The sequence below is a fragment of the Haloferax sp. s1 genome (assembly GCF_058382125.1).
In genome coordinates this window covers 1-709 of record NZ_JBZRPK010000050.1, presented here as the reverse complement: position 1 = coordinate 709, position 709 = coordinate 1, and the positions used below count along the sequence as shown (strand labels likewise).

The 709-nt window shown below is 62.5% G+C and carries 1 protein-coding gene; it reads right to left on the bottom strand.

Annotated features, from left to right (window positions below; translation table 11 throughout):
* Positions 1–155: 155 nt before the first annotated feature.
* On the bottom strand, positions 156–709 hold a 554-nt coding region (locus QT222_RS00295; RefSeq protein WP_491475930.1), incomplete at its 5' end, for a helicase-related protein.

Genomic DNA, 709 nt, shown 5'->3' with positions numbered 1-709 from the left:
AATTCCGTAAGGAGGTCGACGACTAGGAATAAGTCAAAACGAAGAAAGTGACCGTCGAGTCCGGTGGAAAGACCGGCTACGAGACCGAGTTCGACGTTTCGTACGACGCCTTCAAAAACGAAGGCGATCTGAACGCTTCGCTCGTCTGAATCGGCTCACCGACGACGGTCTGCGACCCGTTCTTCCGCCGTTTCGACGCTCACGAGTTCGTAGAGCGTCGCGGTTATCCCGTCCGCTTTCGGGCGGAGAATGCGCCCGAGTCGCTGCGTGAACTCGCGTTCCGACCCCGACCCCGAAAGCAAGATGCCGACGTTCGCATCGGGCACGTCGACGCCCTCGTCGAGGACGTTGGCGGCGACGACAGTGTCGTAGGTGCCATCACGGAAACGGGCGAGAATCTCCCTCCGCTCTTTCGTCCCGGTTTCGTTCGTAATCGGCGGGACGAGAAACCGCCGCGAGATTCGATAGACGAGGTCCGTCGAGGCGGTGAAAATGATAACGCGGTCCTCGCGGTGGCGTGCGAGCAGTCGCGCCAGTTTGTCCACTTTCGCTTCGGAGTTCATCATCACGTCGCGGGCGCGCCGCCTGGCGAGGAGTGCCTCCCTCGCCCACGGAGTCGCTCCCGAGCGCCTCCAGACTTTCTTGGAGTCGCCTCCCGTCCGCATCGGCCACCCCCGACTCCGCGGGTAGTGCACGAACGTCGGCTGCG